The organism is Stenotrophomonas sp. OVS01A, assembly GCF_019969775.1.
Classification (GTDB): Bacteria; Pseudomonadota; Gammaproteobacteria; order Xanthomonadales; family Xanthomonadaceae; genus Stenotrophomonas; species Stenotrophomonas indicatrix.
In genome coordinates this window covers 210,727-236,512 of record NZ_JAHXYV010000001.1, presented here as the reverse complement: position 1 = coordinate 236,512, position 25,786 = coordinate 210,727, and the positions used below count along the sequence as shown (strand labels likewise).

Annotated in this window: 24 protein-coding genes; 12 read left to right on the top strand and 12 right to left on the bottom strand. The window is 64.6% G+C overall.

All coding sequences use genetic code 11. The features are described from left to right. Window positions 1-100: 100 nt before the first annotated feature. The 3 genes from LC407_RS01150 (at window position 101) to LC407_RS01140 (ending at window position 4,340) form a co-directional block, all read left to right on the top strand. Window positions 101-784, top strand: coding sequence for a response regulator transcription factor (locus LC407_RS01150; protein WP_025874050.1), 684 nt, complete (start codon window positions 101-103; stop codon window positions 782-784). Then, window positions 762-2,147, top strand: a complete 1,386-nt coding sequence (locus LC407_RS01145; protein WP_134832084.1) for a HAMP domain-containing sensor histidine kinase — start codon at window positions 762-764, stop codon at window positions 2,145-2,147. Before LC407_RS01150 ends, LC407_RS01145 begins: the two co-directional genes overlap by 23 nt. A gap of 99 nt (window positions 2,148-2,246) precedes the next feature. After that, window positions 2,247-4,340: a TonB-dependent siderophore receptor gene (locus tag LC407_RS01140; protein WP_223482037.1), complete on the top strand. Its 2,094-nt coding sequence runs from the start codon at window positions 2,247-2,249 to the stop codon at window positions 4,338-4,340. 541 nt (window positions 4,341-4,881) lie between these two features. Here LC407_RS01140 and LC407_RS01135 read toward each other — a convergent pair. The 3 genes from LC407_RS01135 to LC407_RS01125 form a co-directional block, all read right to left on the bottom strand. Further along, the gene (locus tag LC407_RS01135; protein ID WP_025874053.1) at window positions 4,882-5,766 is read right to left on the bottom strand and encodes a LysR family transcriptional regulator; all 885 of its coding nucleotides are present in this window, start codon (window positions 5,764-5,766) and stop codon (window positions 4,882-4,884) included. A 39-nt stretch (window positions 5,767-5,805) separates the two neighbouring features. After that, window positions 5,806-6,687, bottom strand: a complete 882-nt coding sequence (locus LC407_RS01130; RefSeq protein WP_223482036.1) for an SDR family oxidoreductase — start codon at window positions 6,685-6,687, stop codon at window positions 5,806-5,808. Between the two features lie 79 nt (window positions 6,688-6,766). Beyond that, a complete protein-coding gene (locus LC407_RS01125; protein ID WP_025874055.1) occupies window positions 6,767-7,630 on the bottom strand; it encodes a DMT family transporter in 864 nt (287 codons plus the stop codon). Between the two features lie 133 nt (window positions 7,631-7,763). On the opposite strand from LC407_RS01125, the gene LC407_RS01120 reads away from it, so the two are divergent. Continuing rightward, a complete protein-coding gene (locus LC407_RS01120) occupies window positions 7,764-9,155 on the top strand; it encodes a PLP-dependent aminotransferase family protein (RefSeq protein WP_134832079.1) in 1,392 nt (463 codons plus the stop codon). A 69-nt stretch (window positions 9,156-9,224) separates the two neighbouring features. Here the strand turns inward: LC407_RS01120 and LC407_RS01115 are convergent, their stop codons facing one another. Beyond that, window positions 9,225-9,698, bottom strand: coding sequence for a hypothetical protein (locus LC407_RS01115; RefSeq protein WP_144435712.1), 474 nt, complete (start codon window positions 9,696-9,698; stop codon window positions 9,225-9,227). Between the two features lie 117 nt (window positions 9,699-9,815). Between LC407_RS01115 and LC407_RS01110 the strand changes: the two genes are divergently transcribed. Beyond that, the gene (locus tag LC407_RS01110; protein ID WP_223482035.1) at window positions 9,816-10,499 is read left to right on the top strand and encodes a class I SAM-dependent methyltransferase; all 684 of its coding nucleotides are present in this window, start codon (window positions 9,816-9,818) and stop codon (window positions 10,497-10,499) included. A 15-nt stretch (window positions 10,500-10,514) separates the two neighbouring features. Here the strand turns inward: LC407_RS01110 and smqnr are convergent, their stop codons facing one another. Next, window positions 10,515-11,162, bottom strand: coding sequence for a SmQnr family pentapeptide repeat protein (smqnr, locus tag LC407_RS01105; protein WP_033830499.1), 648 nt, complete (start codon window positions 11,160-11,162; stop codon window positions 10,515-10,517). A 173-nt stretch (window positions 11,163-11,335) separates the two neighbouring features. On the opposite strand from smqnr, the gene LC407_RS01100 reads away from it, so the two are divergent. Both LC407_RS01100 and LC407_RS01095 read left to right on the top strand, forming a co-directional pair. Further along, window positions 11,336-12,109, top strand: coding sequence for a DeoR/GlpR family DNA-binding transcription regulator (locus LC407_RS01100; protein ID WP_033832060.1), 774 nt, complete (start codon window positions 11,336-11,338; stop codon window positions 12,107-12,109). Between the two features lie 11 nt (window positions 12,110-12,120). Continuing rightward, window positions 12,121-13,254 carry an MFS transporter gene (locus LC407_RS01095; RefSeq protein ID WP_223482034.1) on the top strand — a complete coding sequence of 378 codons (1,134 nt, stop codon included), beginning with the start codon at window positions 12,121-12,123 and terminating at the stop codon, window positions 13,252-13,254. 88 nt (window positions 13,255-13,342) lie between these two features. Here the strand turns inward: LC407_RS01095 and LC407_RS01090 are convergent, their stop codons facing one another. The 5 genes from LC407_RS01090 to LC407_RS01070 all read right to left on the bottom strand — a co-directional run bounded on the left by LC407_RS01090 (window position 13,343) and on the right by LC407_RS01070 (window position 19,517). Then, on the bottom strand, window positions 13,343-14,683 hold the full coding sequence (locus LC407_RS01090; RefSeq protein WP_223482033.1) for an RICIN domain-containing protein: 1,341 nt from the start codon (window positions 14,681-14,683) through the stop codon (window positions 13,343-13,345). Between the two features lie 101 nt (window positions 14,684-14,784). Next, window positions 14,785-16,290, bottom strand: coding sequence for a PepSY domain-containing protein (locus LC407_RS01085; RefSeq protein ID WP_223482032.1), 1,506 nt, complete (start codon window positions 16,288-16,290; stop codon window positions 14,785-14,787). A gap of 11 nt (window positions 16,291-16,301) precedes the next feature. Next, window positions 16,302-18,440: a TonB-dependent receptor gene (locus LC407_RS01080; RefSeq protein ID WP_223482031.1), complete on the bottom strand. Its 2,139-nt coding sequence runs from the start codon at window positions 18,438-18,440 to the stop codon at window positions 16,302-16,304. Between the two features lie 118 nt (window positions 18,441-18,558). Beyond that, entirely contained in the window at window positions 18,559-18,945 is a 387-nt protein-coding gene (locus LC407_RS01075) for a DUF2946 family protein (RefSeq protein ID WP_223482030.1), read from the bottom strand. Window positions 18,946-19,136: 191 nt separating this feature from the next. Further along, a complete protein-coding gene (locus tag LC407_RS01070; protein ID WP_223482029.1) occupies window positions 19,137-19,517 on the bottom strand; it encodes a tautomerase family protein in 381 nt (126 codons plus the stop codon). Between the two features lie 560 nt (window positions 19,518-20,077). Here LC407_RS01070 and LC407_RS01065 point away from each other — a divergent pair. After that, the gene (locus tag LC407_RS01065) at window positions 20,078-20,506 is read left to right on the top strand and encodes a hypothetical protein (protein ID WP_223482028.1); all 429 of its coding nucleotides are present in this window, start codon (window positions 20,078-20,080) and stop codon (window positions 20,504-20,506) included. A 346-nt stretch (window positions 20,507-20,852) separates the two neighbouring features. Here the strand turns inward: LC407_RS01065 and LC407_RS01060 are convergent, their stop codons facing one another. Together LC407_RS01060 and LC407_RS01055 are read right to left on the bottom strand one after the other, a co-directional pair. Next, window positions 20,853-21,173, bottom strand: coding sequence for a HigA family addiction module antitoxin (locus LC407_RS01060; RefSeq protein ID WP_059063310.1), 321 nt, complete (start codon window positions 21,171-21,173; stop codon window positions 20,853-20,855). Between the two features lie 160 nt (window positions 21,174-21,333). Further along, a complete protein-coding gene (locus LC407_RS01055) occupies window positions 21,334-21,612 on the bottom strand; it encodes a type II toxin-antitoxin system RelE/ParE family toxin (protein WP_223482027.1) in 279 nt (92 codons plus the stop codon). 375 nt (window positions 21,613-21,987) lie between these two features. On the opposite strand from LC407_RS01055, the gene LC407_RS01050 reads away from it, so the two are divergent. The 4 genes from LC407_RS01050 to LC407_RS01035 all read left to right on the top strand — a co-directional run bounded on the left by LC407_RS01050 (window position 21,988) and on the right by LC407_RS01035 (window position 25,443). Then, window positions 21,988-22,428 (top strand): phage major capsid protein, encoded by a 441-nt coding sequence (locus LC407_RS01050; RefSeq protein ID WP_223482026.1) that lies wholly within the window; start codon window positions 21,988-21,990, stop codon window positions 22,426-22,428. Window positions 22,429-22,679: 251 nt separating this feature from the next. After that, window positions 22,680-23,057: a hypothetical protein gene (locus tag LC407_RS01045; protein WP_223482025.1), complete on the top strand. Its 378-nt coding sequence runs from the start codon at window positions 22,680-22,682 to the stop codon at window positions 23,055-23,057. Window positions 23,058-23,512: 455 nt separating this feature from the next. Beyond that, window positions 23,513-24,706 carry a DUF262 domain-containing protein gene (locus LC407_RS01040; RefSeq protein WP_223482024.1) on the top strand — a complete coding sequence of 398 codons (1,194 nt, stop codon included), beginning with the start codon at window positions 23,513-23,515 and terminating at the stop codon, window positions 24,704-24,706. 38 nt (window positions 24,707-24,744) lie between these two features. After that, window positions 24,745-25,443, top strand: a complete 699-nt coding sequence (locus LC407_RS01035; protein ID WP_223482023.1) for a HEPN domain-containing protein — start codon at window positions 24,745-24,747, stop codon at window positions 25,441-25,443. Window positions 25,444-25,786 lie beyond the last annotated feature (343 nt).

The window sequence follows — 25,786 nt, the reverse complement described above, 5'->3', positions numbered from 1 at the left end:
AGCGCGCTGCGATCCAGCGAAAAACGCATGAAACATTTTTCATTTGCAGTGCACGCCTTCGGTTGCGAGGATGCGCAGGTCCCAATCTGCAAAGTGGCCCATGCCGCGCGTACTCACCATCGAGGACGACCTTGTCACCGCGGAGGAAATCGCCACCGAGCTGCGCAGCCACGGCTTCGAGGTGGACCTGGCCAGCGACGGCAGCAGTGGCCTGGCGCTGGCACGTTCAGGCGACTACGCGGTGATCACCCTGGACCGCATGCTGCCCGGCATCGACGGGCTGGCCCTGGTCACCACGCTGCGCCATGAAGGCATCGCCACGCCGGTGTTGATGATCAGTGCGCTGTCGGACGTGGATGAACGCGTGCGTGGCCTGCGTGCAGGTGGCGACGACTACCTGACCAAGCCGTTCGCCTCCGATGAAATGGCCGCGCGCGTGGAAGTGCTGATCCGGCGCCAAGGCCAAGCCGCTGCCAGCGACAAGGTGCTGCGCGCCGGCGACCTGGAACTGGACCTGATGAGCCGCTCGGTACGCCGTGGCGGCCAGGAGATCAACCTGCTGCCGACCGAGTTCAAGCTGCTGGAATTCCTGGTCCGCAATGCCGGCCAGGTGGTCACCCGCACCATGTTGTTCCAGGAAGTCTGGGGCTACCACTTCGACCCGGGCACCAACCTGATCGACGTGCATATCGGCCGGGTGCGCAAACGCATCGAACAACCCGGCCGACCGCAGCCGATCTTGACCGTACGTGGAACCGGTTATGTCTTCGACGCGCAATCCTGACCATTGGCGCTCATCCAGCAGCCGCCTGCTGGGCCTGTACTGCATCCTGTTCGTGGCCTGGTCCAGCCTGCTGCTGGGCGTGATGTACTGGCGCATCTCGGACTACCTGAACGACCTGACCGAATCGGGCCTGCAGCAGCGCGCCCATCTGTTCATGAGTTTCGACGGCCCGGCGCTGGATGACGCGCTGCGCGACAGCCAGCGCTTCGACCTGCACCAGGTGTATACGTACGGGCTGTTCGACAAGGCCGGCGTGGCGATGGCGGGCCCGCTGACGGCCATCCCCGAAGGACTGCCGCTGGATGGCAACTCGCATCAGGTAGCGGGTTGGACGCTGGTCGATGGCCGCCACGAGAGCGGTGGCAGCGCGCTCGGCGTGGTGACCCGGGATGGCCGGACACTGGTGTTCGTGCGCCAGAACGGCAAGCTGATGGCGGTCAACAGCATCATCCTCGATGCACTGCTGTGGGGCGTGTCACTGACCGTCATCCCCGGGCTGGTGGGCTGGCATCTGCTGCGCCGGCGCCCACTGAAGCGGATCCAGCAGATCGAAGCGGCCACCAACCGCATCATTGCCGGCGACCTCGGGCAACGCCTGCCGGTATCCAACCGACGCGATGAGATCGATCGGCTGTCGAGCATCGTCAATGCCATGCTGGAACGCATCGAACAGCTGATGACCGAGGTCAAAGGCGTGTGCGACAGCATCGCGCATGACCTGCGCACACCGCTCACGCGCCTGCGTGCACACCTCTACCGCATGCGCGTGGGCCTGGACGAGCACGACCCGCATGCGGACCCGCTGGACAAGGCGCTGGCGGAGACCGACATGCTGATGGCGCGCTTCGCCGCCCTGCTGCGCGTGTCCGAGCTGGAAAGCCACCAGCGCCGTTCGGCCTTCGACGAGGTCGACATCGCCGACCTGCTGCAGGAGCTGCACCAGTTCTACCTGCCATTGGCCGAAGAGAAACAACAGGATCTGCAACTGCAGGTCGCGCCGCAGATCGGCATGCTGCGCGGCGACCGCGAACTGCTGTTCGAAGCGGTGGCCAACCTGCTGTCCAACGCCCTGCAGTTCACGCCTGCGCACGGGCGCATCCTGCTGCGCGCGGTGGAGGACCACGGCGCGCCCCGGATCGATGTGATCGACAACGGGCCGGGCATCCCGCCGCAGGACCGCACCTTGATCTACCAGCGCTTCTTCCGCGGCAGCAGCAGCGCCGGGCAAGGGCCCGGCTTTGGCCTGGGGCTGTCGATCGTGGCCGCCATTGCCGGGCTGCACGGCTTCCGTGTCCGCGCCGGCAGCGCGCCCGGCGGCGGCGCCTGGATGAGCATCCGCGGCGCCGCAGACGTCCTGCCCTGAAGCCGGACTCATCACCGGCAAGTGCATTTGGGAATCATTTGTATTTGGAGGCGGGCATCCGGATAATCCGCCGTCACCGCCCTTCCCGGATTCCCCACGATGCCCGCCCTGCCGTCGCGCCGCCCGCTGCTGTACGCGCTGTTCCTGCCCACCCTGCTGGCGTCGGCCATCGCCCAGGCCCAGGACGGCACTGCGGCCCGGACCCTGGACAAGGTGACCGTGGTGGCCGAGCGCGCCAGCACCGCGACCAAGACCGACACCGCCCTGACCGAGACGCCGCAGGCGATCAGCGTGGTCACCCAGCAGCTGTTCACCGATCGCGGCGCACACAACCTGCAGGAAGTGCTGCGCTACAGCGCCGGTGTCACCGCTGACGCCTGGGGCCTGGACACCCGCAATGACGCCAGTTCGGTACGCGGCCTGGACCCGGTGCAGTACCAGGATGGCCTGCGCCGCAGCTACGGCTTCAGCCCGCTGGCACGCCCGGAGGTATACGGCCTGGAACGGGTGGAAGTGCTGCGCGGCCCGTCATCGGTGCTGTACGGAGCGGGCGCCACCGGCGGCATCATCAACGCCATGAGCAAGCGCCCGGCCTTCGGCGCCGCCAGCGGTGAGGTCGGCCTGCAGCTGGGCAGCTTCGATCGTCGGCAGCTGCAGGGCGACATCGGTGGTGCGCTGAATGACGACGGCACGGTTGCCGGGCGTTTGGTCGGTCTGGTCCGCGAATCGAACATGCAGACCGATGTCCTCAAGGACGACCGCGTGTATCTGGCACCCTCGATCAGCTGGCGCGGTGAACGCAGTACGTTGACCCTGCTGGCCAGCTACCAGCACGACAAGACCGGCTCCAGCCAGCAGTTCCTGCCGCTGGCCGCCACCCTGCACGCAGCGCCCGGTCGCCGCCTCGATCCGACCACCTTCATCGGCGATGCCGGTTTCGACCGCATTGATTCGCGCGTGTACAGCCTGACCGCCCTGTTCGATCATCGCTTCAACGATGCGGTCAGCCTGCGCTCGGCGGTGCGCTACATCGACGGCAAGACCACCCTGCAGCAGTTGTATGTGGACAGCTACAGCAACCCGGAAAACCCCTTCATCGATGCCGACCGGCGCGTGGTCAACCGCACCGCCTACGGCACGCAGCCGGACATCCAGGTGATCAGCGCCGACAACGCGGTGCAGTTCGACTTCGCCACGGGCGCCTTCCAGCACCTGCTGCTGGCCGGCGTGGACTACAGCCAGTACAAGGAGCAGCTGCAGCGGCTGGATGCCACCGGCACGCCCATCGACGTCTACGCGCCGGTATCGACCGCCCCGACGGTACGTGGCTGGGAGCGCCAGCCGGACCAGGAATCTTCCCAACTGGGCGTGTATGTGCAGGACCAGATCCGCTGGGCTGATCGCGTGTCGCTGGTGCTGGGTGCGCGTCGCGACCATGCTCGTTCGAAGACCGAAGGCCAGCCCAGCCAGACCGACGATGCCACTACCTACCGTGCCGGACTGATCGGCGACGTCGGCGGCGGCGTATCGCCGTACCTGAGCTACAGCGAATCGTTCCTGCCGGTGTCCGGCCAGGATCTGTTCGGCAATGCCTTCAAGCCGATGCGCGGACGCCAGGCCGAAGGTGGCATCAAGTGGCAACCGGCCCGCAACATGCTGTTAACCCTGGCCGCCTACCGCATCACCGAGACCAACCGCCAGACCAACGATCCGGACAACGTTCTGAACGTCGTCCAGACCGGCCAGATCCGTTCCAAGGGCGTGGAGCTGGAGGGCCAGTTCCAGTTCGCCAACGACCTTACGGTCACTGCGGCTTACGCGCGCAACGAAGCCGAAGTCAGCCGCAGCAACTTCGCACTGGAAGTGGGCGAACGCCTGAACGACACCCCGCAGGACCTGGCCTCGGCCTGGGTGTCCAAGGGCTTCCAGCTGGATGACGCCGCACGAATGAAACTCGGCCTGGGTGTCCGCCATGTCGGCAACACGGTGTCGCTGGGCAACGGCGGCCGCGTCATCACCCCCAGCTACACCCTGGCCGATGCGCTGGTGGAAGTGCAGGTGACCAACTGGACCTGGGCCTTGAACATCACCAACCTCACCGACAAGCGTTACTACGCGCCGTGCCGCACCTTCGGCGATTGTTTCGCCGGCTACCCGCGCGTGGTCACCGGCACCATCAGCTATCGGTTCTGAGCACGGCAACGGCCGGCGACCGCCGCAGCAGCACAGCCAGCACCCCATTGCTGGCGTGCTGGCCACACGTTACGCAGGTGCGCAGATGCACCGCCCGCCGCCGCTCCCCATGCACGACGCGCATTGCCACCCCCGAGGCAAGCGCCATCAGCGCACTCGTGGCTGACCACGAACAGGCGGCGGGCGATGCGGGTTGGCGTACCGGACAACTCTGGGACTGACCGGCGGATCATTGTGATCCCCACACATCGCCCACCACGGACAGCGGGTCACGAGATCCGCAGGCGCCATCCGTGCGCCTGCCGATCACGTGCCAGAGTTGATTGTGGGACGCCAATCCCAGCCGGCCGATGATGGCCGACGGGGACATGCTGAGTGCTGTCGCCGAGGCGGTATGTAGGGGTTGTCCGCGCCCGCGCCTCAGGCTTGCCGCAGGTGCGATTTCCGAGGGCAGAACTGCAGGACGAGTCACACTCCGCAGGCATGCACGACGCCGATCAGCGTCGCACCACTGCACGCAGCACAGATGCTCAGCTGGCAATCACGACACCGGTTGCGCTGCCATCGCCAGGAAATTCTGCAGCACCGGCGCAGGCGATTCCGGGCGCATGCAGAACTGCAACTCGAACGCAGCGTTGCCGCCATCCAGTGGTCGATAGACGATTTCTTCGGGACGGAACCCGGCCATGCTGGCCGGCACGATCGCCACGCCCGCTTCCACGGCCACCAGCGACAGCACTGCGTGCATGCCCTGCGCTTCCTGCACGACCCGTGGCGTGAAGCCGGCAGCAGTACACAGGCCCAGCACCTGCGCGTGAAAGCCGATGCCTTCGGCCGACGGCCATGAAACGAACGGCTCGTCCACCAGCGCGGCGACATCCAGCCGTGGCCGTGCGGCCAACCGATGCGCGCGCGGCAGGGCAATGGCCAGTCGATCATGGTCGAACGCCTGCAGATGCAGCTCTGCGGAAATGATCGGCGGAATCAGGATGCCCAGGTCGATGCGGCCCTCGCGCAGCCACTGTTGCTGCTGCCGCGAGGTGGCTTCGTGCAGATGCAGCTGCACCTGCGCAAACGCATGGCGGAACTGGCGGATCAGTGCTGGCAGGCGCCCATAGAGTGCGCTGCCGACGTAGCCGACACGCAGGCTGCCGGTCTGCCCTGCCGCCGCTTCCCGCGTGCGCTGCAGCGCCTGTTCGGCGTGCTGCAGGGTTGCACGCGCCTCCACCAGCAGCGTCTGCCCCGCTGCGGTCAGGCCCAGCGTGCGGTTGCCGCGTACGATCAGCCCGGTACCCACCTCGTCTTCCAGGCGCCGCATCGCCGCCGTCAATGGCGGCTGCGACATGTGCAGGCGTGCAGCAGCGCGATGGAAGTGCAGTTCTTCGGCCACCGCCACGAACTGGCGGAGCAGGCGCAGATCGATCATTTCATCGCAGGCAGGGGGAGACCTGCCTAGGGTACGCGTTCAACCGCGCGCGTCGACACTCGGCCGTGCAATGACCGGCCACTGCAGGGCCACCGATTCGATGCTGTCCGCTGCCACCGCACGCAGGTCGCGCGGATAGGCCACGTGTTCGGCTTCCTGCAATCGCAATGCATGGAACTGGCCGTTGCTGGCCCGCAGGGTCCAGCCACCCTGCCGGCACCGCGTAGAGGCAAGGAAGGCGACCCCGGGTGCCACCGCCTCTGGATGCAGTTCATCCGGTTCCCCGTCGATGCCCCACATGCGGGTCTTGGCCACCGGCGACACCGCGTTGACGACGATGCCGTGCTCGGCACCTTCCAGGGCCAGCACATTGACCAGCCCCTGCGCAGCCAGCTTGGCCATCGCGTAGCCGCACAGGCCGCGCTGCGCATACTGCGGGTACAGCGCGCGATCGGAGGTGGTCAGCACGATGCGGCCGCCGCCGGCAGCACGCATCGCAGGCCATGCCGCCTGTGCCAGCCACAGCGGTGTCTTCGCCGCCAGGCACAGCATCTGCTCCAGCGCATCGTCTTCCACCACTTCAATACCGGCGTAGGCCACCCAGCCGGCGTTGTGGATGATGAAGTCCAGGCGACCATGCCGCTGCAGGATGTCCTGCACGAGCGCGTGGCAGCGACTGCGCTGGTTGATGGGGCCACTGGCGGCTTCGACCGGCAGGCCCTGGGCATGCAGTGCTGCCACCGCGTGGGCGATGCGCTGCGGATCGGTACCCGTGCCGTCCGTCGCGGCGCCCACGTCATGCATCACCACGTGCGCGCCACGCTGGGCCAGCAGGCGGCTGTAGGCCAGGCCGAGGCCACCGGCGGCACCGGTTACCAGGCCCACCTGGTCTTCGAACGAGATACTGGAATTGGGTTTCATCGGCACAGCTTCAACCAGGCGGGCCGGCCCCGGCCAATACTGTTGGCGGCACGCCACGATACGCCGACGCTATCGCGCGTCATCGGCTGAAGCGGCGGGCGCCGGCCACGCAGATCACCGCTGCCACGGTCACCAGCAACATGCCGGCGCTGACGGTCTCGTGCAGCAGCAGCGCCGCCAGCGCCAGGCCGAAGAACGGCTGCAGCAGCTGCAGCTGGCCGACCGCAGCGATACCGCCCTGGGCCAGGCCGCGATACCAGAACAGGAAACCGACCAGCATGCTGAACACCGCCACGTACCCCAGCGCCCACCAGGCCGACGCGGCGACCGCCGTGAACGAGGACGGGCGCATCGCCACCATCAGCGGCAGCATCACCGGCAATGCCAGCAGCAGTGCCCAGCTGATTACCTGCCAGCCACCCAGATGCCGGGCCAGGCGGCCGCCCTCGGCATAGCCAAGTCCGCACACCACGATCGCTGCCAGCATCAACAGGTCGGCCTGCAGTGAGGCTTCGATGCCGTTGCGCGCGGCGTAGCCGACCACACAGGCGCTGCCCAGCAGCGAGAACACCCAGAATGCCGGGCGTGGCCGGTCACCGCCGCGCAGGACGCCGAATACCGCCGTGCTCAGCGGCAACAGGCCCAGGAACACGATGGTATGTGCCGAGGAGGCGTGGCGCAGGGCAAGCGCGGTCAGCAACGGGAAGCCCACCACCACGCCCAGGCTGACCAGCACCAGACCGGGCAGATCGCTTCTGACCGGGCGCGGCTGGCGCAATGCCAGCAGCAGCACCAGCCCCAGCAACGCGGCGATGCTGGCGCGTGCGGCGGTGACGAAGCTGGCGTCCAGCTCCATCACTGCCAGGCGGGTGGCCGGCAACGAGCCGGCGAAGATGACCACACCGATGAAGCCATTGATCCACCCGCTTGCCGACCGTTCCACACCCTGCTCCAGAAATGCCGGGCAATGGCCGGCCGTGCCCGTCATTGGGCCATCGGGCACGGGCGATACACAGCTACAATCCAGTACAGTCACAAGTAACTGTACTGCCCACAATCCCCTTACAGTCACGCGCATGTCCCGACCGCCCAGCCGCATCGACAGCGTCATCCACGCCGTCCGCTCCCGCATCAGTTCGCGCCTGGATGGCCCGGGCAGCCGCCTGCCCTCGGTGCGCGCGCAGGCCACGGCGATGGGCGTTTCCGTGTCCACCGTGGTCGAGGCCTACGAACGCTTGGCCGCCGAAGGCGTGATCGCCGCGCGCGCCGGCTCCGGCTTCTACGTGGCTGGCCCGGCGGCACCACTGGCGCTGGCGGAAATGGAACCGCGGCTGGATCGCGCGGTGGACCCGCTGTGGGTATCACGGCAATCGCTGGAAACCCCGCCGGGACACCTCAAGCCTGGCTGCGGTTGGATGCCCAGCGACTGGCTGTACCACGATGGCCTGCGCCGCGGCCTGCGCCGCATGGCCCGCGCCGACTCCGCGCAGCTGGTGGACTATGCAGGACCGCTGGGCCTGCCGGCATTGCGGCAGACACTGCAGCGACGCGCGGCCACGCTGGGCATCGACGCGTCGATGGAGCAGTTGCTGCTGGCCGAATCGGGGACGCACGCGGTCGACCTGATCTGCCGCTTCCTGCTGAAGCCCGGTGACTGCGTGCTGGTCGACGACCCGAGCTATTTCAATTACCACGCGATGTTGAAGGCCCATCAGGTGCAGGCCATCGGCATACCGTACACGCACACCGGGCCGGACCTGCAGGTGTTTGCCAGCGCGCTGCAGGAACACGCGCCACGCCTGTACATCACCAACGCCGGACTGCACAACCCGACCGGCGCGGTGCTGTCGGCGACCACGGCACACCGCCTGCTGGGCCTGGCCGAACACAGCGAACTGATCATCATCGAAGATGACATCTTCGCCGACTTCGAGCTGCGCCCGGCGCCGCGGCTGGCGGCGCTGGATGGATTGTCGCGGGTGATCCATGTCGGCAGTTTCTCCAAGACCATTTCCGCGGCATCGCGCTGCGGCTACATCGCCGCGCGCCCGGACTGGATCGAGGCACTGACCGATCTGAAGCTGGCCACCAGCTTCGGCGGTGGGCACCTGGCTGCGCACCTGATGCAGATCGCACTGACCGACAGTGGCTACCGCCGCCACATGCAGGCGGTGCGCACGCGCCTGGCCGATGCGCGCAAGCACACACTGCGGCAGGTGCAGAAGCTGGGCATCACGCCATGGCTGCAACCCGATGCAGGGCTGTTCCTGTGGTGCCGGCTGCCCGATGGTCGTGATGCATCGGCGGTGGCCAGGCAGTGCCTGCGCGAAGGCGTGGTGGTCGCGCCGGGCAATGCCTTCAGCCAGTCGCAGCGGGCTGCCGACTACGTGCGCTTCAATGTGTCGCAGTGCCAGGACCCGAAGATCTGGCAGGTGCTTGGGAAGGCGTTGCAGACGCGTACACGATGACTGGCGATTGACCGGCCTGTATCGCCTGGAAGCAGACGGGATGAAGCCCGCGCTCTGAAAACCCCGGGCTCAATGGGCGAGGTAGGTCTCTGCCGGGATGTCCAGAAGCTCCGGACCCGAAAGCGCGGCGCCCCGCAGATCGGCGCCGGTATTCAAGGCGTTGTCGATCGCGTTGAGCGACGAACTGCGCTGGCAGATCGCCCGGAACGCGGCGCGTGGCCCTTCGTGGTACATGGCCAGGGCGCGCTGGAGACCGGCAGCGAATACAGGCTCACGGTCGAGCGGCAGTTCATGCAGCTCGCCCTGTGCGTCGGAGGCGGTGAAGGTACCGGGCAGCTGCACGCCCAGTTCCATATGACCGATCAGGGCCATGGCGAAGGCTTCAGGCAACCACACCAGCAGGCGGCGCATCTGCCAGTGTTCGCTGCCGAGCGCGAGCAGCGCCCGCTCGGCCTGCTCCTCATCCACGCCCTCCCGTCCCAGCATTGTCAGCGCCAGTTCGAAGGCTTCCGCCGATGGCATCGCGGGGCTGCGAGGGTCCATTCCCGATCTCTTGAATGCATGCAGGCGCAGACCTTAAGCAAAGGCGGGCCACTGTGCAATCGACACTTGCCGAGCACGGTAAAGTGGATGTTCGCCATTGCCGCAGGAATCCTTCCGATGTCCTTCTCCGATCCCCACGCCGTGGCCCGCTACGCGGAGGGCCCGCTGCGGCAGGTACCCGGTTTCCTCGGACTGCAGCAGATGAGCCACCTGCTGTTGGCCGAACACGTACCTGATGATGGCCAGGTGCTGGTGCTCGGCGCAGGCGGCGGTCTGGAACTCAAGGCCTTCGCAGAAGCGCACCCGCAATGGCGGATGCTCGGCGTCGATCCTGCCGCGCCAATGCTCGCGCTGGCCGAACAGACCCTGGGGCCGTTGATGGCCCAGGTGACGCTGCTGGAAGGCTACATCGACGATGCCCCGCGCACCGTCTTCGACGGCGCCACCTGCCTGCTGACCCTGCACTTCCTCACCGTTGAACAGCGCCTGCACACCCTGCGCGAACTGCGGCAACGGCTGCGCGCAGGTGCGCCGTTGGTGGTGGCGCACCACAGCGTGCCGCAGGACGCGGCCGGCAAGCATCGCTGGCTCCAGCGCTACGCCGCGTTCGCCGAGGCTTCCGGCATTCCACGTGCCGATACACAGCGCGCGATCGAGGCGATTGCCGAGCGCCTGCCGCTGCTCTCACCCGAACAGGAAGTGGCGCTGCTGCAGGAGGCCGGCTTCGAGAGCGTGGAACTGTTCTACGCCGGCTTCAGCTTCAGGGGCTGGGTGGCACATGCGCCGGCCGCACCGGTATAGCGCCGCGACGCACGCTCATGGCACCACGGTGATGCCGATCCGCTGCATCAGCAGCGCGACCTGCTGCACATCGAGCGTGGCGCCACGCAGGTTGGTGCTGCGCAGGTCCAGTTCGCCCAGTTCGGAGTTGGTCAGGTCGCAATCGGTGAAGTTGGCGGAATTCCAGTCGACGCCATCGAACTGGCCGCCGGACAGGTCCGACCCTGCAAAACTGGCGCCGCTCACGTTGGCACCGTCCCAGCGGTTCTCCCACAGCTCGCACTTCTCCAGCGTCACCCGCGAGAAGTTGGCATAGCGCAGGTTGCTCTTCTTGATGAAGGCACTGCAGAACCAGCTGCGCGTGGTGATCTGGTTCATGAAACTGGCGTTGCTGAAATCGGCACCCTGTGCGCGGCATTCGCTGATTTCCAGCCCCAGCGCCTTGATGAAGTTGAAGTTGCACATGCTGATGTCGCACTGGCGGAAGCTGGCTTCCTTCAACGTGGCACCACTGAAACGGCACCCGGTGCGCGTGTCGGCATCGTAGAAAACGCAGTTCACGAACTCGGTGGCGGTGAGGTCAGCGCCGGAGAAATCGCATTCCAGGAACTGCTGGTCGACCACCTTCTGGCCGGTGAACTGATCGGCGCCGATGCGCAGCTTGTGGTGAACAGTGGAGGACATGCAGGGTTCCGTGCCGGGTGCCTTGCCATGATGCCGCGCTGGAAAGGCGATGGGCAGGACGCGCTCGCGTGGGATTCACCAGCGCTGCAGCCGAAGTGTGTACATCCCACCCTTACGCGCCACCGCCAATACCCGATCTTGCACGTTGATGCATGATTGTGCACAATTCAGGCATGACCTCCGACCCGACACTACCCGCCGAACGTACCCAGTTGATCCTGCAGGAGTTGCGCCAGCAGGGACGCGTGGTCGCCGCCGAACTGGCCCGCCGTTACGCGGTTTCCGAAGATTCGATCCGCCGGGATCTGCGTGAACTGGCTGCCCAGGGCCTGTGCCAGCGCGTCTATGGGGGTGCGGTGCTGCCAGCCCCGAAAGCCGTGCCACTGCGCGAACGGATGACCCAGGACCGCACCGGCAAGGACGAGCTGGCCGCCCGTGTCTGTACGCTGCTGCAGCCCGGCCAGGTCCTGCTGATCGATGCCGGCTCGACCAACCTGGCCATTGCCCAGCAATTGCCGGGCGCGCTGGGGCTGACGGTGATCACCAACGCGCCGCAGATCGCCACCGCCGCAGCGTGGCGGGAGGGCACCACCGTACAGCTGATCGGTGGGCGACTGGCTGCCGGCGGCGGCGCGGTTGGCGCCGAGGCGCTGGCCCAGGTGCAGCGCCTGCGCGCGGATGTCTATCTGCCCGGCCCCTGCGCCGTGGACGTGGACACCGGCGTGTGGGCGATGGATGCCGAGGAGGCCACGCTCAAGCGCGCGATGGTCGCCTGCAGCAGCCGCATCATCGTCGCTGCCACCAGCGAAAAACTGGGCGCGCGGGGCAACTGGCAGATCGCCAGCCTGGATGACATCGACGACCTGGTACTGACCACGTCTGCACCGCCTGCCCTGGCCGCCCGCTTCCGCGCCGCCGGCATCACCGTGCATCCAACACCTCCCTGACCGGATCGCCCATGTCCCTCGTCAACCGACCGCGTGCCCAACAGCACGCGACCCGCGCTGCATTCTTCATTCCCGGCTTCGCTACCGCGCTGTGGGCCACGCTGGTGCCCTTCGCCAAGACGCGCACCGACATCAACGATGCAACACTCGGGCTGGTGCTGCTGTGCCTGGGCGCGGGCTCGCTGCTGGCCATGCCGCTGTCGGGCGTGCTGGCCGCACGGCTGGGCTGCCGCCGGGTAATGCTGGCTACCACGCTGATCATCTGCGCGACGGTGCCCGGCCTGGCGCTGGCCGACTCGGCGTGGTTGCTGGGCCTGGTGCTGTTCGTCTTCGGTGCCGGCGTAGGCGCGATGGATTGCACGATGAACGTACAGGCCGTGGTGGTGGAACGCGAAGCGCAGCGGGTGATGATGTCCGGCTTCCACGCGTTCTTCAGCATCGGGGGATTCCTCGGCGCGGCGACCATGACCCTGTTGCTGAGCGCACGCATGGCGCCGGTTGCTGCGGTGCTGCCGGGCGTGTTGATGATGGCGGTGGTCGCGCTGCTGTCGGCACGCCAATGGCGCAGCGAGCGCATCGCGCACGACATGCCGTTGCTGGCCTGGCCACGTGGCATCGTCATGTTCATCGGCGTGCTGGCCTTCATCGCGTTCCTGGCCGAGGGCGCGATGCTGGACTGGAGCGCGGTGTTCCTCACCGACATCCGCCAGGTCGATGCCAGCCATGCCGGCATCGGCTACGTGACCTTCACCCTGACCATGACCGGGGCGCGCCTGTTCGGTGACAGCCTGGTGGAGCGCATCGGCCGGCAGAAGGCGATTGTGGCCGGTGCGCTGCTGGCCTGCGCCGGCGTGCTGGTGCTCACCCTGGTCACGCCATGGCAGGTGTCGTTGGTCGGCTATGTGCTGGTCGGCCTGGGCTGCGCCAACATCGCACCGGCGCTGTTCTCGCTGGCTGGCAGCCAGAACCGGATGCCGCAGGCGATCGCCATCACCGCCGTGTCCACCCTCGGCTTTGCCGGCATTCTTGCTGGCCCGGCGCTGATCGGTTTCGCCGCCAATCACTTCGGCCTCATCGCCGCCTTTGTCGGCGTGGCGATTGCACTGTTGCTGGTGGCAGTGTCGACGCGCTGGCTGCGGATGTAGATCTGCATGGCAGGCCGTTGACCTGTCCCTGCAAAGAACCGTGCGCGCGAAGGCGCACGGTTCCACAACACTGCATCGGGCCGAAAACTCAGTAGGAGGAGAATTCCCAGCGCTGGTTCTCTGTGCCCTGGCACATCCACATGTGCACCTTCGAGCCATTGGCATTACCCATGCCCGGGTCATCCAGGCACATGTTGGTCTGCGGGTTGCGGATCTCGCCTACCAGCCGCCAGGACTGGTGCGCGCCACCATTGCAGGACCACATGCGGATCGGATTCCCATCGTGGCTCGCACCGTCAGCCGCTTCCAGGCATTTGCCGCCCAGCCCACGGATGGACCCGTCCGCGCCCAGTTCGAAGCGCTGCTGCGGCACGCCCGTGCAGTCCCACAACTGGACGCGGGTGCCATCCGCAGAATTGGCCCCTTCAACATCCAGGCACTTGCCACCGACACCGACAATCGACCCGTTGGCGGGATTGAACTCCCACTTCTGGTTGCTGGTCAGCGCATTGCTGTACAGCTGGATCTTGGTGCCGTTGGCGCTGGACGCACCAATGGCATCCAACACCTTGTTGGCCACGCCGACGATGGATGTGTTGGTGAACTTCCACGACTGATTCCAGTCACCATGGGCGTCGTAGAGCTGGATCCGGCTTCCGTTGCTTGTGCCATAGCCCACGATGTCAAGCACGCGATTGCTGGGCACGCCCGTGATGGTCGACGTATTGGGCTTCACGGTCCAAAGCTGCTGCGCGGTGCCCGGTGTGCAATCCCACACCTGGATGGCCGTGCCTGGCGCGGTGTTGGCGCCCTCGGCATCCAGGCACTTGTTGCCCATGCCGCGGATCTCACCAAAGGTCGGAATGTTGCGCAGGTTGACGGGGGCCGACACCGACCCTTGCGTGAACTGACCATCGCCACTGAACGTCGCCGTGATCGACGCGGTAGTGAAGCCTGCCGGAACGGTGTAGTTGATCGCAACCCTGGCCGGACGGCCGTAGGCGTACTTGTGCGTACAGGCCTGGACGTCACGGATGGCATCCCAGCACCCCTTGTCCAGGTCGGAAACCGTACCGAGGAACGGCGTGTTGACGGTACTGACCTGCACCTTGCCCACCGCTTGGCCATTGACCTTGAATTCGACGAAGCCGCCGATCTGCTCATTGCCTGGAATGTGATACAGCCCGAGTGCCTGGCCATCGACCTGCGCAGACAACTGGATCACCTGCCCCGGTGCCGGCAGCGCATTGGAAACAGACGCGGTCGTTGTGGTTGGAAAGCTGTACAGGCGCGGCAACGATTTGGCCTGAACGCTTGAAGACGCCGCTGCAATTCCAATTGCGAGAACACCCATCGAAACGTAATTCATCCTTGCTCCATTTACGTTGTGTGGAAATCCTATCCAGGGACTACCGTTGCACCCTTGCAAGCATTGAGCCCCTGCACTTCCCTGGCCATCGACATCGGGCCGCAGCCTTCATGGCCAGGAACTCCCGATAGTCTCATACGCGCCAGGCCAACGTCAGGGTGCTACGGCCGCCGACGCCGCACCTTCATCCGCAGACGCCGGTAACCGATCACCGCAGCGGTGGTACACAGTGCCGTGCCAGCCACGCTCAGCAACAGCAGCACGCCCAGCCGCGTGTTCTGCTGACGCAGCGCGGCAGGCAGGTCCCAGCTGTGCAGGAAAGAGAACAGCCAGCGCCCGGCCCGCTCGCGATGCCCCATCGTCAACAGCGGATCGCCGGTCGCCAGATCGATGTAAACGCGCGTGGCCTCGGCATCGCCGAACCACGCCACCGCCACCGGGAAGCGCCGCACCGCCGCACCGTTCATGGCCTCCGGCGCGCGCGCATAGAAGTACGCATCCGGCGCATGCCGGATCGTGAAACCCTGAATCGGCGCAGCGGACATCGCCTGCACCTTCTGCTTCAGCCATGCCTCCGGCAGCAGCCGTGCGACACGCAGGCGCCCTTCGACGGCCGACACGATGCGGGTATCGCCCTGCCCGTCCAGCAGCACGGCGAACAGTTCGCCACCGATACGTCGCCACTGGATCTCCACCGGCACGAAGCCAACGTCCGTCGATGCAGCCAGCAGCCGGCCGGGCTCGGCCAGTGCGCCCTCCCCCGTCACCACGCCACCTCGATAGTGCGCGGTGTCGATCACCACGCCCGTGCTGCTGAACACTCCCAGCGGATTCATCGACATCAATCCACTGAAGATCCAGGTGAACACGAATGCACTCGCCATCAAGCCGTTCAGGTGATGCCAGCGCATCCACGGCTCCTGGTACGGCGTCTTCGACCCCGACCGGTATTGTCCGCGAAACCGCCAGCGCCAGATGCCGACCACGACCCCGCTGATCGCGGCCACGGTGCACAGCGCCGACAGCACGATCACCGTCCAGGTCCATACCGGGTCCACCGACTGCATGCGCAGGAAGTACAGCCAGTGCAACCACGCACCCACATAGCTCCAGCGCTGCTGCAGACGCGGCGCATCCAGCACGACTTCGCCGGTCCGCGAGGACACGTAGACATCTCCGGGCTGTGCACCACCGACGCCGACGCGGTACAACGGTCGATGCGGATCCAGCGCGCGCGAATGCGTCCAGCGATCTTCGTCCAGCGGCATGGCGCCAACGAAGGCAGGGCCGCCGGCGAACTGCGCGGCGGAAACCTCGGCCAACTGCGCCGATACCGGCGGCAATGCCTGTCCGGTAAGCGCCGACCACGCGCCCACGTTCGCGCCGGAGCGCACCACGTAGGCGGGCTCGCCACGCAGCGTCGTCAACACGACCCGCTCAGGCGCCTGTCGAACGGCTTCCGGCAACACGGAAAGTGCCTGCCAACCGCGCGCGTCGACCAATGCGGGCAGCGCGGCCAACCGCTCCGCTGGCGTCAGCTTCGGGTAGCCGACGAACAGCATCACCATGCCGCTGACGAACCACAGCAGCATCAGCAGGCACCCGCCGATGCCCAGCCAGCGATGCGTCAGGTAGGTCCAGCGTTTGGCGGTGGATCGCAACGACATGACGTGCGTCCTCAGAAGCGATGGTCGAGGCTGAACTCGACGCGCCGGTCTGCGCCCAGCAGCCACTGCGTGCTGGTGTAGTACGCCGTGGCGTAGTACGCCTTGTCGAACACGTTGAACACGCGCGCGGTCAGCCGTGTGCGCGGCGCGGCCTGCCAGGTCAGGGCCAGGTCGGTGGTGGCGTAACCCGGAAGCTGCACCGTGTTGGCGTTGTCGGCATAGCGCTTGCCCACGTAACGCACGCCACTGGCCACGCTCCAGTCGGGCTGGAAATGCCAGCTCAACCAGACGTTGGCCAGGCGCTCGGCCACGTTCGGCGGCACGTTGCCATCACGCGAGACGATCACCACCGGCGTGCCGGTGGCTTCCAGGAAATCCTCGAACCCGGCCTTGAGCACGGTCGCGTTGGCATCCAGCGACCACTGCGGGGCGAAGTTCCAGTTCAACGAAGCTTCAATTCCCTTTGAGGTCTGTGCCCCCACCTGCACCCGCCGGTCGGGCTGCAACGGGTCACGGCTGAGCAGGCCGGTCTTGCGGATGCGATAGGCAGCCAGCGTCCACTCGCCTCCGTCAAAGGCCTGCTTCATGCCAACCTCGATCTGCTTGCCCTTGGCCAGATCGAACGCGCCGTTGGCCGGGCTGATCATCAACAGACCACTGACCGGGTCGGCCGCCTGCGAGTACTGCGCATAGAGGGTCAATGTTGGTTGCAGCGCGAAGACCGTGCCCGCGCGCCAGCCGGTGCTGTTGTAGGTCCTGGAGAACGCACGCTGGCCGCTGACCAGGTCACTGCGGTCGATCGTGGCGCGATCGTGGCGCAAGCCCGCGAGCACCGACCAGCGCTCGCTCAGTTCCAGCCGGTCTTCCACGAACAACGCGACCTGTTCGGCGCTGTTGCGGTAGCGCGGCAGGTTGGGGGCATCGCTGCTGAACCCACCGGGCACCGGGTTGAAAGGATCCACCGGCCCCGAGCTGCCCGCATAGGTGTTGTTGGTGTGCTTGAAATGCGCACGGTTGGCATCGAAACCGACGGCGAAACTGTTCGGCAGCCCACCCGCATTGCCCAGCAGGCGCAGCGTGGAAGTCAGTCCGGTCTGGTCCTGGTTGTGGGTGATCTGGGTGTTGCCGGAACGGTCGATCAGGCCGGTGCGCCCGTTGTAGACATAGGCCTCGGCATTGCGCCAGTCACGCTGGCTGTCGATCTGGTAGACGCGCGCGCGCCATTCCACGGTGTCGTTCGGCGTCCAAGCCGCATCGAGCTGGGTCCAGCGGTCGCGGAAACGGATCACGCTGTCGGCCACGTTGTAGTTCTCGTGGCGCAGCGCGTCCAGCTGCCGCCCATCGATCAATGGCGTACCGAAGTAGCGCATCGGCTTCTGGTAGCCCTGCGCATGGGTCAGCGTGAACTGCAGGTTCGTCCGTGGCTGCCATAGCAGCGCAGCAGAGAACGTGGCATCGCCGTTCTGGCCGCGATCGACCCACCCGCTGCTGTAGTTGCCGCTGACATCCACGCGGTAGGCCAACACGGGCGTAAGTGCGCCACCGCTGCCGAAGCCCAGGCGCGCAGTGTCCTCACTGCCCAGGGTTACGCTGACCTCGTTCTCGATGGCGCCGCGCGAAGGCTTCTTCGGCACGATGTTGACCACGCCGCCGATGGCGCCATCGCCGTGGATGACCGAGGCCGGCCCGCGCAGCACCTCGATGCGCTCGATCGACCAGGTATCGAACGGAAAGGTGATGCCCACACCACCGTACTGGCGCAGGCCGTCGTACAGGCGCATCACCGAGGCGCCATCGGTGAAACCACGGCTGGACAGCGCACTCAGGCCGTTGCCGGGATGGGGCATGGCACTGATCGCGCCAGCGCGGGTGATCGCGTCGTTGAGATTGGAATCGCCGCGCTGCTCCAGCTGCTCGCGTGAAATCACCGTCAGGCTGGCCGGCGTCTGCAGCACGCTCAGCCCGAGCGCCGAACCGGTATTGGCGGTGGAGGACAGCGAACCGCTGCGGGTATCGACCACGCGGACGGTATCCAGGGTTGTCGGCAGCACGGCATCTGCAGCAAGCGCAGGCGTCGCCTGCAGGAAGGATGCGCACAACGCAGGCAGCATCGTCCAGCGCAGCGGGGCGAAGTTGGGGGTGGTTTTCATGTGTTCACGGCATGCAAGGCCGCCCCGCACTGCGAGGCAGCAGAAAGAAAGGCGCACGCGGTAGTGCCAGGCCACGCCTGGCAACCCGGGAAAATCAATCAGCGCGTGCGCAAAGCGCTCAGACGGCCAGCAGCACCGGCGGCCCACGCGCGCCCAACGTGCCGCAGATCCGCTGCGGCAACGTCTGCACCGCACCGCGCAGCGCACGGCACACCGGTGCCAGCGGAATCATCAGCAGCAGCGCTGCCACCAACAGCGTGATCAGCCTGGCGGCAATCAGGCAGTAATCGCAGTCCACGCCCATCTCGTGGTCGGCGTGTGGATCGGCCGGCGGCTTCGGTGTCGCTTCGCCATGCTGCATTGCCATCGCGTGGTGGTCGTGATGCCCTTCCATCGCGTGCTGGGTGTGCAGGGTGTGGTCCATGGCCGCCACCGGCGCAGCGGCCGCCACATGACCGTGCGCCAGCCAGCGGCTCACCAGAGGCGCGAACAGCACCAACAGCATGGCAAGCCATGCCAGGGTCTGGAACCGGCGGTGGAGAACGGAGCGGCGCACCCAGCCATTCTACGAGCCCGGGGCCAACCTTGGACCACGTTCAGGGTTTGGCCCCTGGACACGGTGACGCAGGGTTCTGGCACCGCCCACATCACGGATTCCCCAGTAGATCCACGCCATGCGTGGATGCTCTTCGCGCATCAACTCACGTACTGCGCTTGGCCATTACCGAACGACCAGTTCTCCCGCTTCACTTCCACCAGGTTGATGAACACATCCTCGCGGCGAATACCCACCGCCGCGTGCAGTCCATCGGCAATACCGGCATACAGCGCCTTCTTCTGCTCCAGCGTGCGCCCCTCGTTCCAAGTGATCTGGACGCAGATGAAATCATCGGTGCGAGCGATGCCCAGGTAACCCGGGTCGTACACCAGCGTGCCGGCGTCGTGCTCCTGGAAGATCTGGAAGCGATCGTTTTCCGGCACGCCGACGGCGCGCATGGCCTGGTAGATCGCTTCGCCGACACGCTGGCGATACTCGACGGATTTGCCTTTGCGAAGATCGATACGGGCGAGCGGCATGGTGGCACTCCAGGGATGGGAGGGGGACGCGGCAATGGGCCGAGATTACGCCCGCCGAGGGCGGCGGGACAGCGCATGGATGGAACCCTCTGCTTCCATCGATGGCATGCGCCGCGCGGAGTGACGTGATCGCCGTGGCAATGCCGCTCCGGAGTTGCCATTTACACGGTCGGCGTTGGCGGTGATTTGCGCCATCAGTGACGGGCCACACTACTCGCGGGTGTTGGACGGCACACAACGGGAAACGCCTGGCCCGCCTAGGGACAGTTGAGAACTTTTCTTACAGACCGATGTGATTGCTTGGCTTGATGATCGCCACGCCGAGGCAAGACGCCTTGGTCGGGATTGGCGTCTCGAATAAACGAACAGGCTCACAGGAAGTTGCGATTTCAATCGCAGCAAAGAGAATGCACGACTGCCTTCAATGGCGGGCGGTGCGTGGGGATCGCAGGATCCGCCAGGCCTTTTCTCCCTGTGAGCCTTTCTGCCTTGGTACGCCAACCCGCACCGTCCGCCACCTTCTCTTTGGAAGGTGGCTCTATGCCAGTGAGGGTTCCGCCATGACCAACAACACCGTCCTCTTCCCGCGCCTGCATGCCCTGATCGGCGACATCGCCAGCGACGTTCCCAAAGACCTCGCACGCGAGATCGAGTGCGCACTGAAGGAGCAGCAGTTCCCTCCCGCGCAGCCGATGTTCTTCACCTTCCTGGATGCGATCCGCAGGGGAGATGGCGAAGACGGCCAGCCGTGCACCACGCAGATGCTCAACGCACAGACCCTCGCCTCCCTCAGCCGTTCACTGTCCGCACTGACCGCCGTGCTCGATCTTCTGCACGCGGCAGAGCGCGCACGCGTGGACGGAAATACTGACGAGCAGATCGGCGACTTCCATCGAGATGGTCTGCTGCTGGCCGCGCGCCAGATCGCGCATGCCGCGCTGACAGGTCTCGGCGACGCGATCACAGCCGTGGCAAACAAGCCCGGCTAAAATCGCAGGCAACAGAAAAGCCTCATTGTCGGGGACGATCGACACCGTGCGCGATGTGCGCGCCGATTACGTGGCCCACATGCGCAGGCACACCCTGCGGCACTGCTGGATTACAGATGCCTTTGTCGGGGATATGGACCCGCTCACGGTTGTGCGGCTTGTCGGAGCCTCGCTTGAAATGAACTAGAAGCACTACGGCCCCCTGACACAGCGCGGCACGCGACAAACGGGCGGGCCTGTCCTTCCTGTAGATCTTTCGATAACCCAACAAAATGCCCCCGCCAACTGGCGGGGGCATTGTCGTTCCATGACGGGAAGCGCTGACTTCCGCCGACGAGGTTTCAGGTTAAGCCGCCCGAGGGCGGATGTGCTCAATGGAATCAGCCAGTTCGCGACGGGCAGTTTCCAGGTCAAAGTTCGTCTGCAGGTTCAGCCAAAGCTGCGCCGTTGTTCCGAAGTAGCGCCCAAGGCGTAGTGCTGTATCAGCGGTGATGCCGCGACGGCCGGCGATGATGTCCGACACACGGGCGGGTGTTACCTCAATTGCCGCAGCCAAGGCGCGGGCGGACATGCCTAGTGGGGACAGGAAGTCCTCGCCCAGGATTTCGCCAGGGTGAACCGGCGGGAGCGCGTTGGCGACATTCTTGTTCGCGATAGCGTTCTTCATCATTGTTTTGCCGCAAGGGTGAGCCCTGCAGCGTCTCCTATCAGTGGCCGAGGCTACCCGGCCGGGGTGTGGAATTGGCCGGAGCTATCCGGCCGGTGCGTGGATTGGGCCGCTAAGCCCTTCGGCGGCGCCGGGTTGCCGCCCGGCGCCGCCGCATCTCTCAGTGGTAATCGGTGACTTCTACATCGTAGGCGTCACCGCCCTCCCACCTGAAACAGATTCGATACTGGTCGTTGATCCTGATGCTGTACTGCCCTTGGCGACCACCCTGCAACTGTTCCAGCCTGTTGCCGGGCGGGGCTCGCAAGTCCCCAAGTTCCACCGCCGCTTTCAGGTATTCAAGGCGTCTTTGAATCTGCCTCTCGATGCTCGCCCAAGCCCTGACGCGCTTGCCTTGGGCAATCTTCTCCGTGTCCTTATCCGCATACGTCTTAATCATCGGCACCTCCTTTGTCAGCGCGAGTGTATCGTATACCGATACGCGATCCAGCGCAACCCCGTATCTAGTCGCACACGGTCATCGGGCCATGGGCCGGGCAATGCGGCGTGCCAACTTCCAACCACTTCGACGTGAGTCGTAGTGCGCAACTGCATTCATGGCAGCAAGCTTTGTGAAGACACTTCGTCTGCTTCGTGGGCCGGAACTCGCCCGCGCTCGCCCCACCGATGTCTGGCACCGGAACCACAACGCCGTCACCCTTGCGCTTAGCGGCGGTGCCCCCTGCTCCAGCGCATAGCGGAATGCGGCAGCGGGCCAACCTCTGGCAGCCGGCTTTCGAACCACTCCAACAGCTTTCCAGTCGACGGTGCCGCAGTGGGGGGTGCCAATGGCGCAGCCCTGGCCAGCTTCCGCCCGCTGCTCAATGCCTACGGTTCGATCATCGACGTGAACGCCCCGGCGCCAACCGCCGCGATCATGGCCACCCGGACGCTGATGGACTTCGAAGGCCTGACCGACACCACCGGCCAGCCGCTCCGGCGCCTGCGCCTGATCGATGACATGTCGTTCGTCCCGACCAGCCAGCTGCCCACCGATGTGGACGCTGGCACGTCCGAAGACGCTAGCGAGATCTTCGTTGGCAACTTCAACGGTCTGTACTTCCTGATGCGCGAAGCGCTGTCCGTCCAACTGCTGCGCGAGGCGTACGCCAAGACCGGCGAGATTGGCTTTCTGTGCCACATGCGCGCTGATGTGGTCATCAACTACCCGCAGCAGTTCACCGTCATCACTGGCGTGCGACCGGCTGCGGACTGAGCGGGAAGGACCAGCCGGCGGTGTCCACAACAACACCGGCAGGACGCGGTGGAACTCTTAGCCCACTGAGCGTCCCGAGCAGGCCCGGCAACGGGCCTTTCTCGTTCTTCGGCTACAACCATACGGATGAATGCATGGGCCGTATGGGGAGGCGAAAAGTTTTGGTCGATCCCGCTGGCGATACGTGCGCCCCCCCCTTTCTTCGCACATCCGCAATTGGAAATACGACCCACAGATACCAAGGAAACCCTATGGCAAAGCCACGAACCCCCACCAAGAAGGCCCGCGTATCGGGCGCCGCCATCAAAGATCCGGGCCGGTACAAGAACCGTTCGGAGCCGGCCAATCCGGCCCCCGTCGGCACGCCGTACAAAGGCATGACCGCGGCACAGGTCAGGGTCTGGAAGGAGTGCGTCTCAAACATGCCTTGGCTCAATGCCGCTCACCGCCTGCTGCTGCGCCAAGTGTGCATCTTGGCCGGGCGCATGGAGACCGGCGAAGAGCTCAGCGTGTCATCCACGCACGCGCTTAGTGCGATGCTCTCCAAGCTCGGGGCCACGCCAACCGATGAGTCGAAGGTCAGTCACCCACAGGATGAAGCAGACCACGACGAACGCTTCTTCCACTAAGCCGCCAAGGACTGCGCGGGCATGAAGGGCGCGCCGAAGGTTGGGAGTGGCTCAGTCCGATACGCGCGCCCCCTTTTCTTCCCGCGTCTACAGAATTTGAATTTCGGATTTGGAGCTGACCGGCGATAGCCAGGCACAAGCAGCCCGCCGAACTGGCAAGGCTCAAGGGTGAAGATAAGCGGAACCCGCGGCGGCACGCGAAGAGCAAGCCCGAGGCAGATTCCCCATTGGCCGCGGCACCAACACAACTGCCGACCAAAATCACGGAGGACAGCTGAGAGCCTCAGGTGTCTGCGCTGCGGGTGCAATGCCGGAACTTGAGATCTTGGGCAATCCCGACTTGCTGAGAATTTTTCTTATCCGCACTCGCCAGTCTGTACGCTAGCAGGGCATAGGGGTATAAAGCGAGCTTGGGAGCGCCGCTGCCGCGACTCCGATCAGATAAAAGGACAAACGTGACCAACAAAGTACTTATTGAGCAGGATTTGGTCGAAGAGGAGTCGGCCGAATCTTCGAGCTCAACCCAAGCCTCCGATGCCGAGATCGAGGACCTCTACTCCAGCTCCTCGTTTCGAGTCATTTATCAATCTAACAACTTCCTTCTCCCTCAAATTCAGATGCTAATTGAGGGTAGGGAAATCATAAACCTCCGGCCCGAGTATCAGCGCCGCCTCCGATGGACCGTAAAGCAGAAGTCACTGCTCATCGAATCCCTCCTTTTGAACGTACCTATCCCGCCCGTGTTCCTCTATGAGAGTGACTTAGCCCGTTACGAAGTGATGGACGGGCAGCAGCGATTAAGTACCGTGAGCGAGTATCTTTCCAATGAATTCGCCCTTAGTGGACTTGAAAACCTGGGCTTCCTGCGCGGGAAGCGCTACAGGGAACTGCCGCCTCGAATTCGTCGCGGCTTAGCTAGAGCATCCATCAGTGCTGTTGTTCTGCTGCATGAATCTCAATCACAGGACGGCGATGCCTCCGCTGTGAGGAGATATGTTTTCCAGCGCCTCAATACCGGCGGAAAGGCACTAAACCCACAGGAAATACGGAATAGTTTCTACAGCGGCCCGTTCAATGACTTGATTGTCCGCCTGACGCGGATCCAAAACTTCTGCGACGCATTTGGCATTCCTCGCTACACAGAAACAGACGAAAACGAGTATTACGAGAATCCGAGCAGAAGAGGCAATAGCCTCTACAAGCGCATGGACGACTGCCAGCTTGTCCTAAGGTTCTTTGCCTTCTTGGATCCTGACAACATCCGGGGATCAGTACGCTCAATACTTGACAAAACGATGGAGCGGTTCGCCTCCTCATCAACGGCCGACCTGGCCGCACTCAGTGATAAATTCCAATCAGCCTTGGCCGCCGCAACCTCTATTTTCGGCGACGAAATTTTCACCCTGCCCGCTAACTCAAATGGCGTAAGACGAACCTCCGCGGCACTGTACGATGCAGTGATGGTGTCGCTGGCCACTAGAGCGGATCACTACGAGCATCTTATTGCTCACAAGCAAGAAGTCGTGACTGCGATCGATCGCCTCTCGGCGGAGAACCCGGGACTGATGACGGGACGTGCCAACACAGCGGCGTCCATCACCGAACGCATCGCTACTGTCGGCCAGACTCTCGATTCGGTCGCACAGTGACCGTTCGAGATCGACTAGCAGCATCGGAGCGCGAGGGAATGGAGGCTCTCTCTCGGCTTATTTCAATACTCCAGTTCATTGAGGAGAACCGACCGCCCCCAGATCTTCGAGTGACTATGACCAACAGCGTTATCGTCTCTGCACTATCCACTGCGGAAGAAGCCTTCCGAGAGTTGTTCGTTGAAGGTCTCAACATCTTGGAGCAGTACGTTCCTACGCACGACCATCTGAACAATCAGCTGAAGAAGGCAAACAGCGAAAAGTCAGTCGATCTAATTAGGAGACTGCTCAAGGACGGGAAGAAAGCAGACGCATCTTTGGCGCTACGCGGACTGAGCAGGTGCCTAAATTCCGAGCCCGGTTATAAGCTAGCGACGACCGAACTGACCGACAACAAAGGGAATTTCCGAAGTAGCCAGCTAACTGAGATCTCGAAATATCTGGGCATAAATGAGATCTGGAAGCTAATCGCTGAAGGGCCTGCAGTGACCAATCTACTTGGAGGAGAGACGGACAGAGAGCGCGCGACCACTATCCTAATCAATGAATGGAACGCGCTCTTTGATGAGCGCGACCTCATTGTTCATCGGGTTTCCCAAGCAAGCGGATGGGGATCTGATCGTATGAAATCGGCAATCGAGCTCGCGCAACTGGTGCTATCAAGACTGTCTGCCGTCCTCGAAAGAGAAATCTCTGCGACCGTTGCGCCTTGGATCAACTCTCTACCAGACGATTAGTAGTATCGATTGGGTACGGATGTCGTCGTTGTCAGCAGAAACCGTAGTGACGATGTGGGCTCAGGCCCTTGAACTGGCGATGGCTGCTGTTTATCCCTGGCGAGGAGTGCCGGCCCAAGGACCGCCCCCGTCCTTCAGTCTTGGCCGTGACCTCTATGTCCGCAGCAAGAACCGCTTCCGCTCTGCAGCCATGTCACTTGTCTGATAGACGGCATGAAGATGGAAGACATGCACAGGGCCGGCATGGGCCGGCCGGCGTCGTCTAAGCCCGCGCCACCGTGGCGGCGCTGCAAAGCAATGCTTCTGCTCACGCAGGCCGTTGATCGGTTGGAGCGTCTGGAGG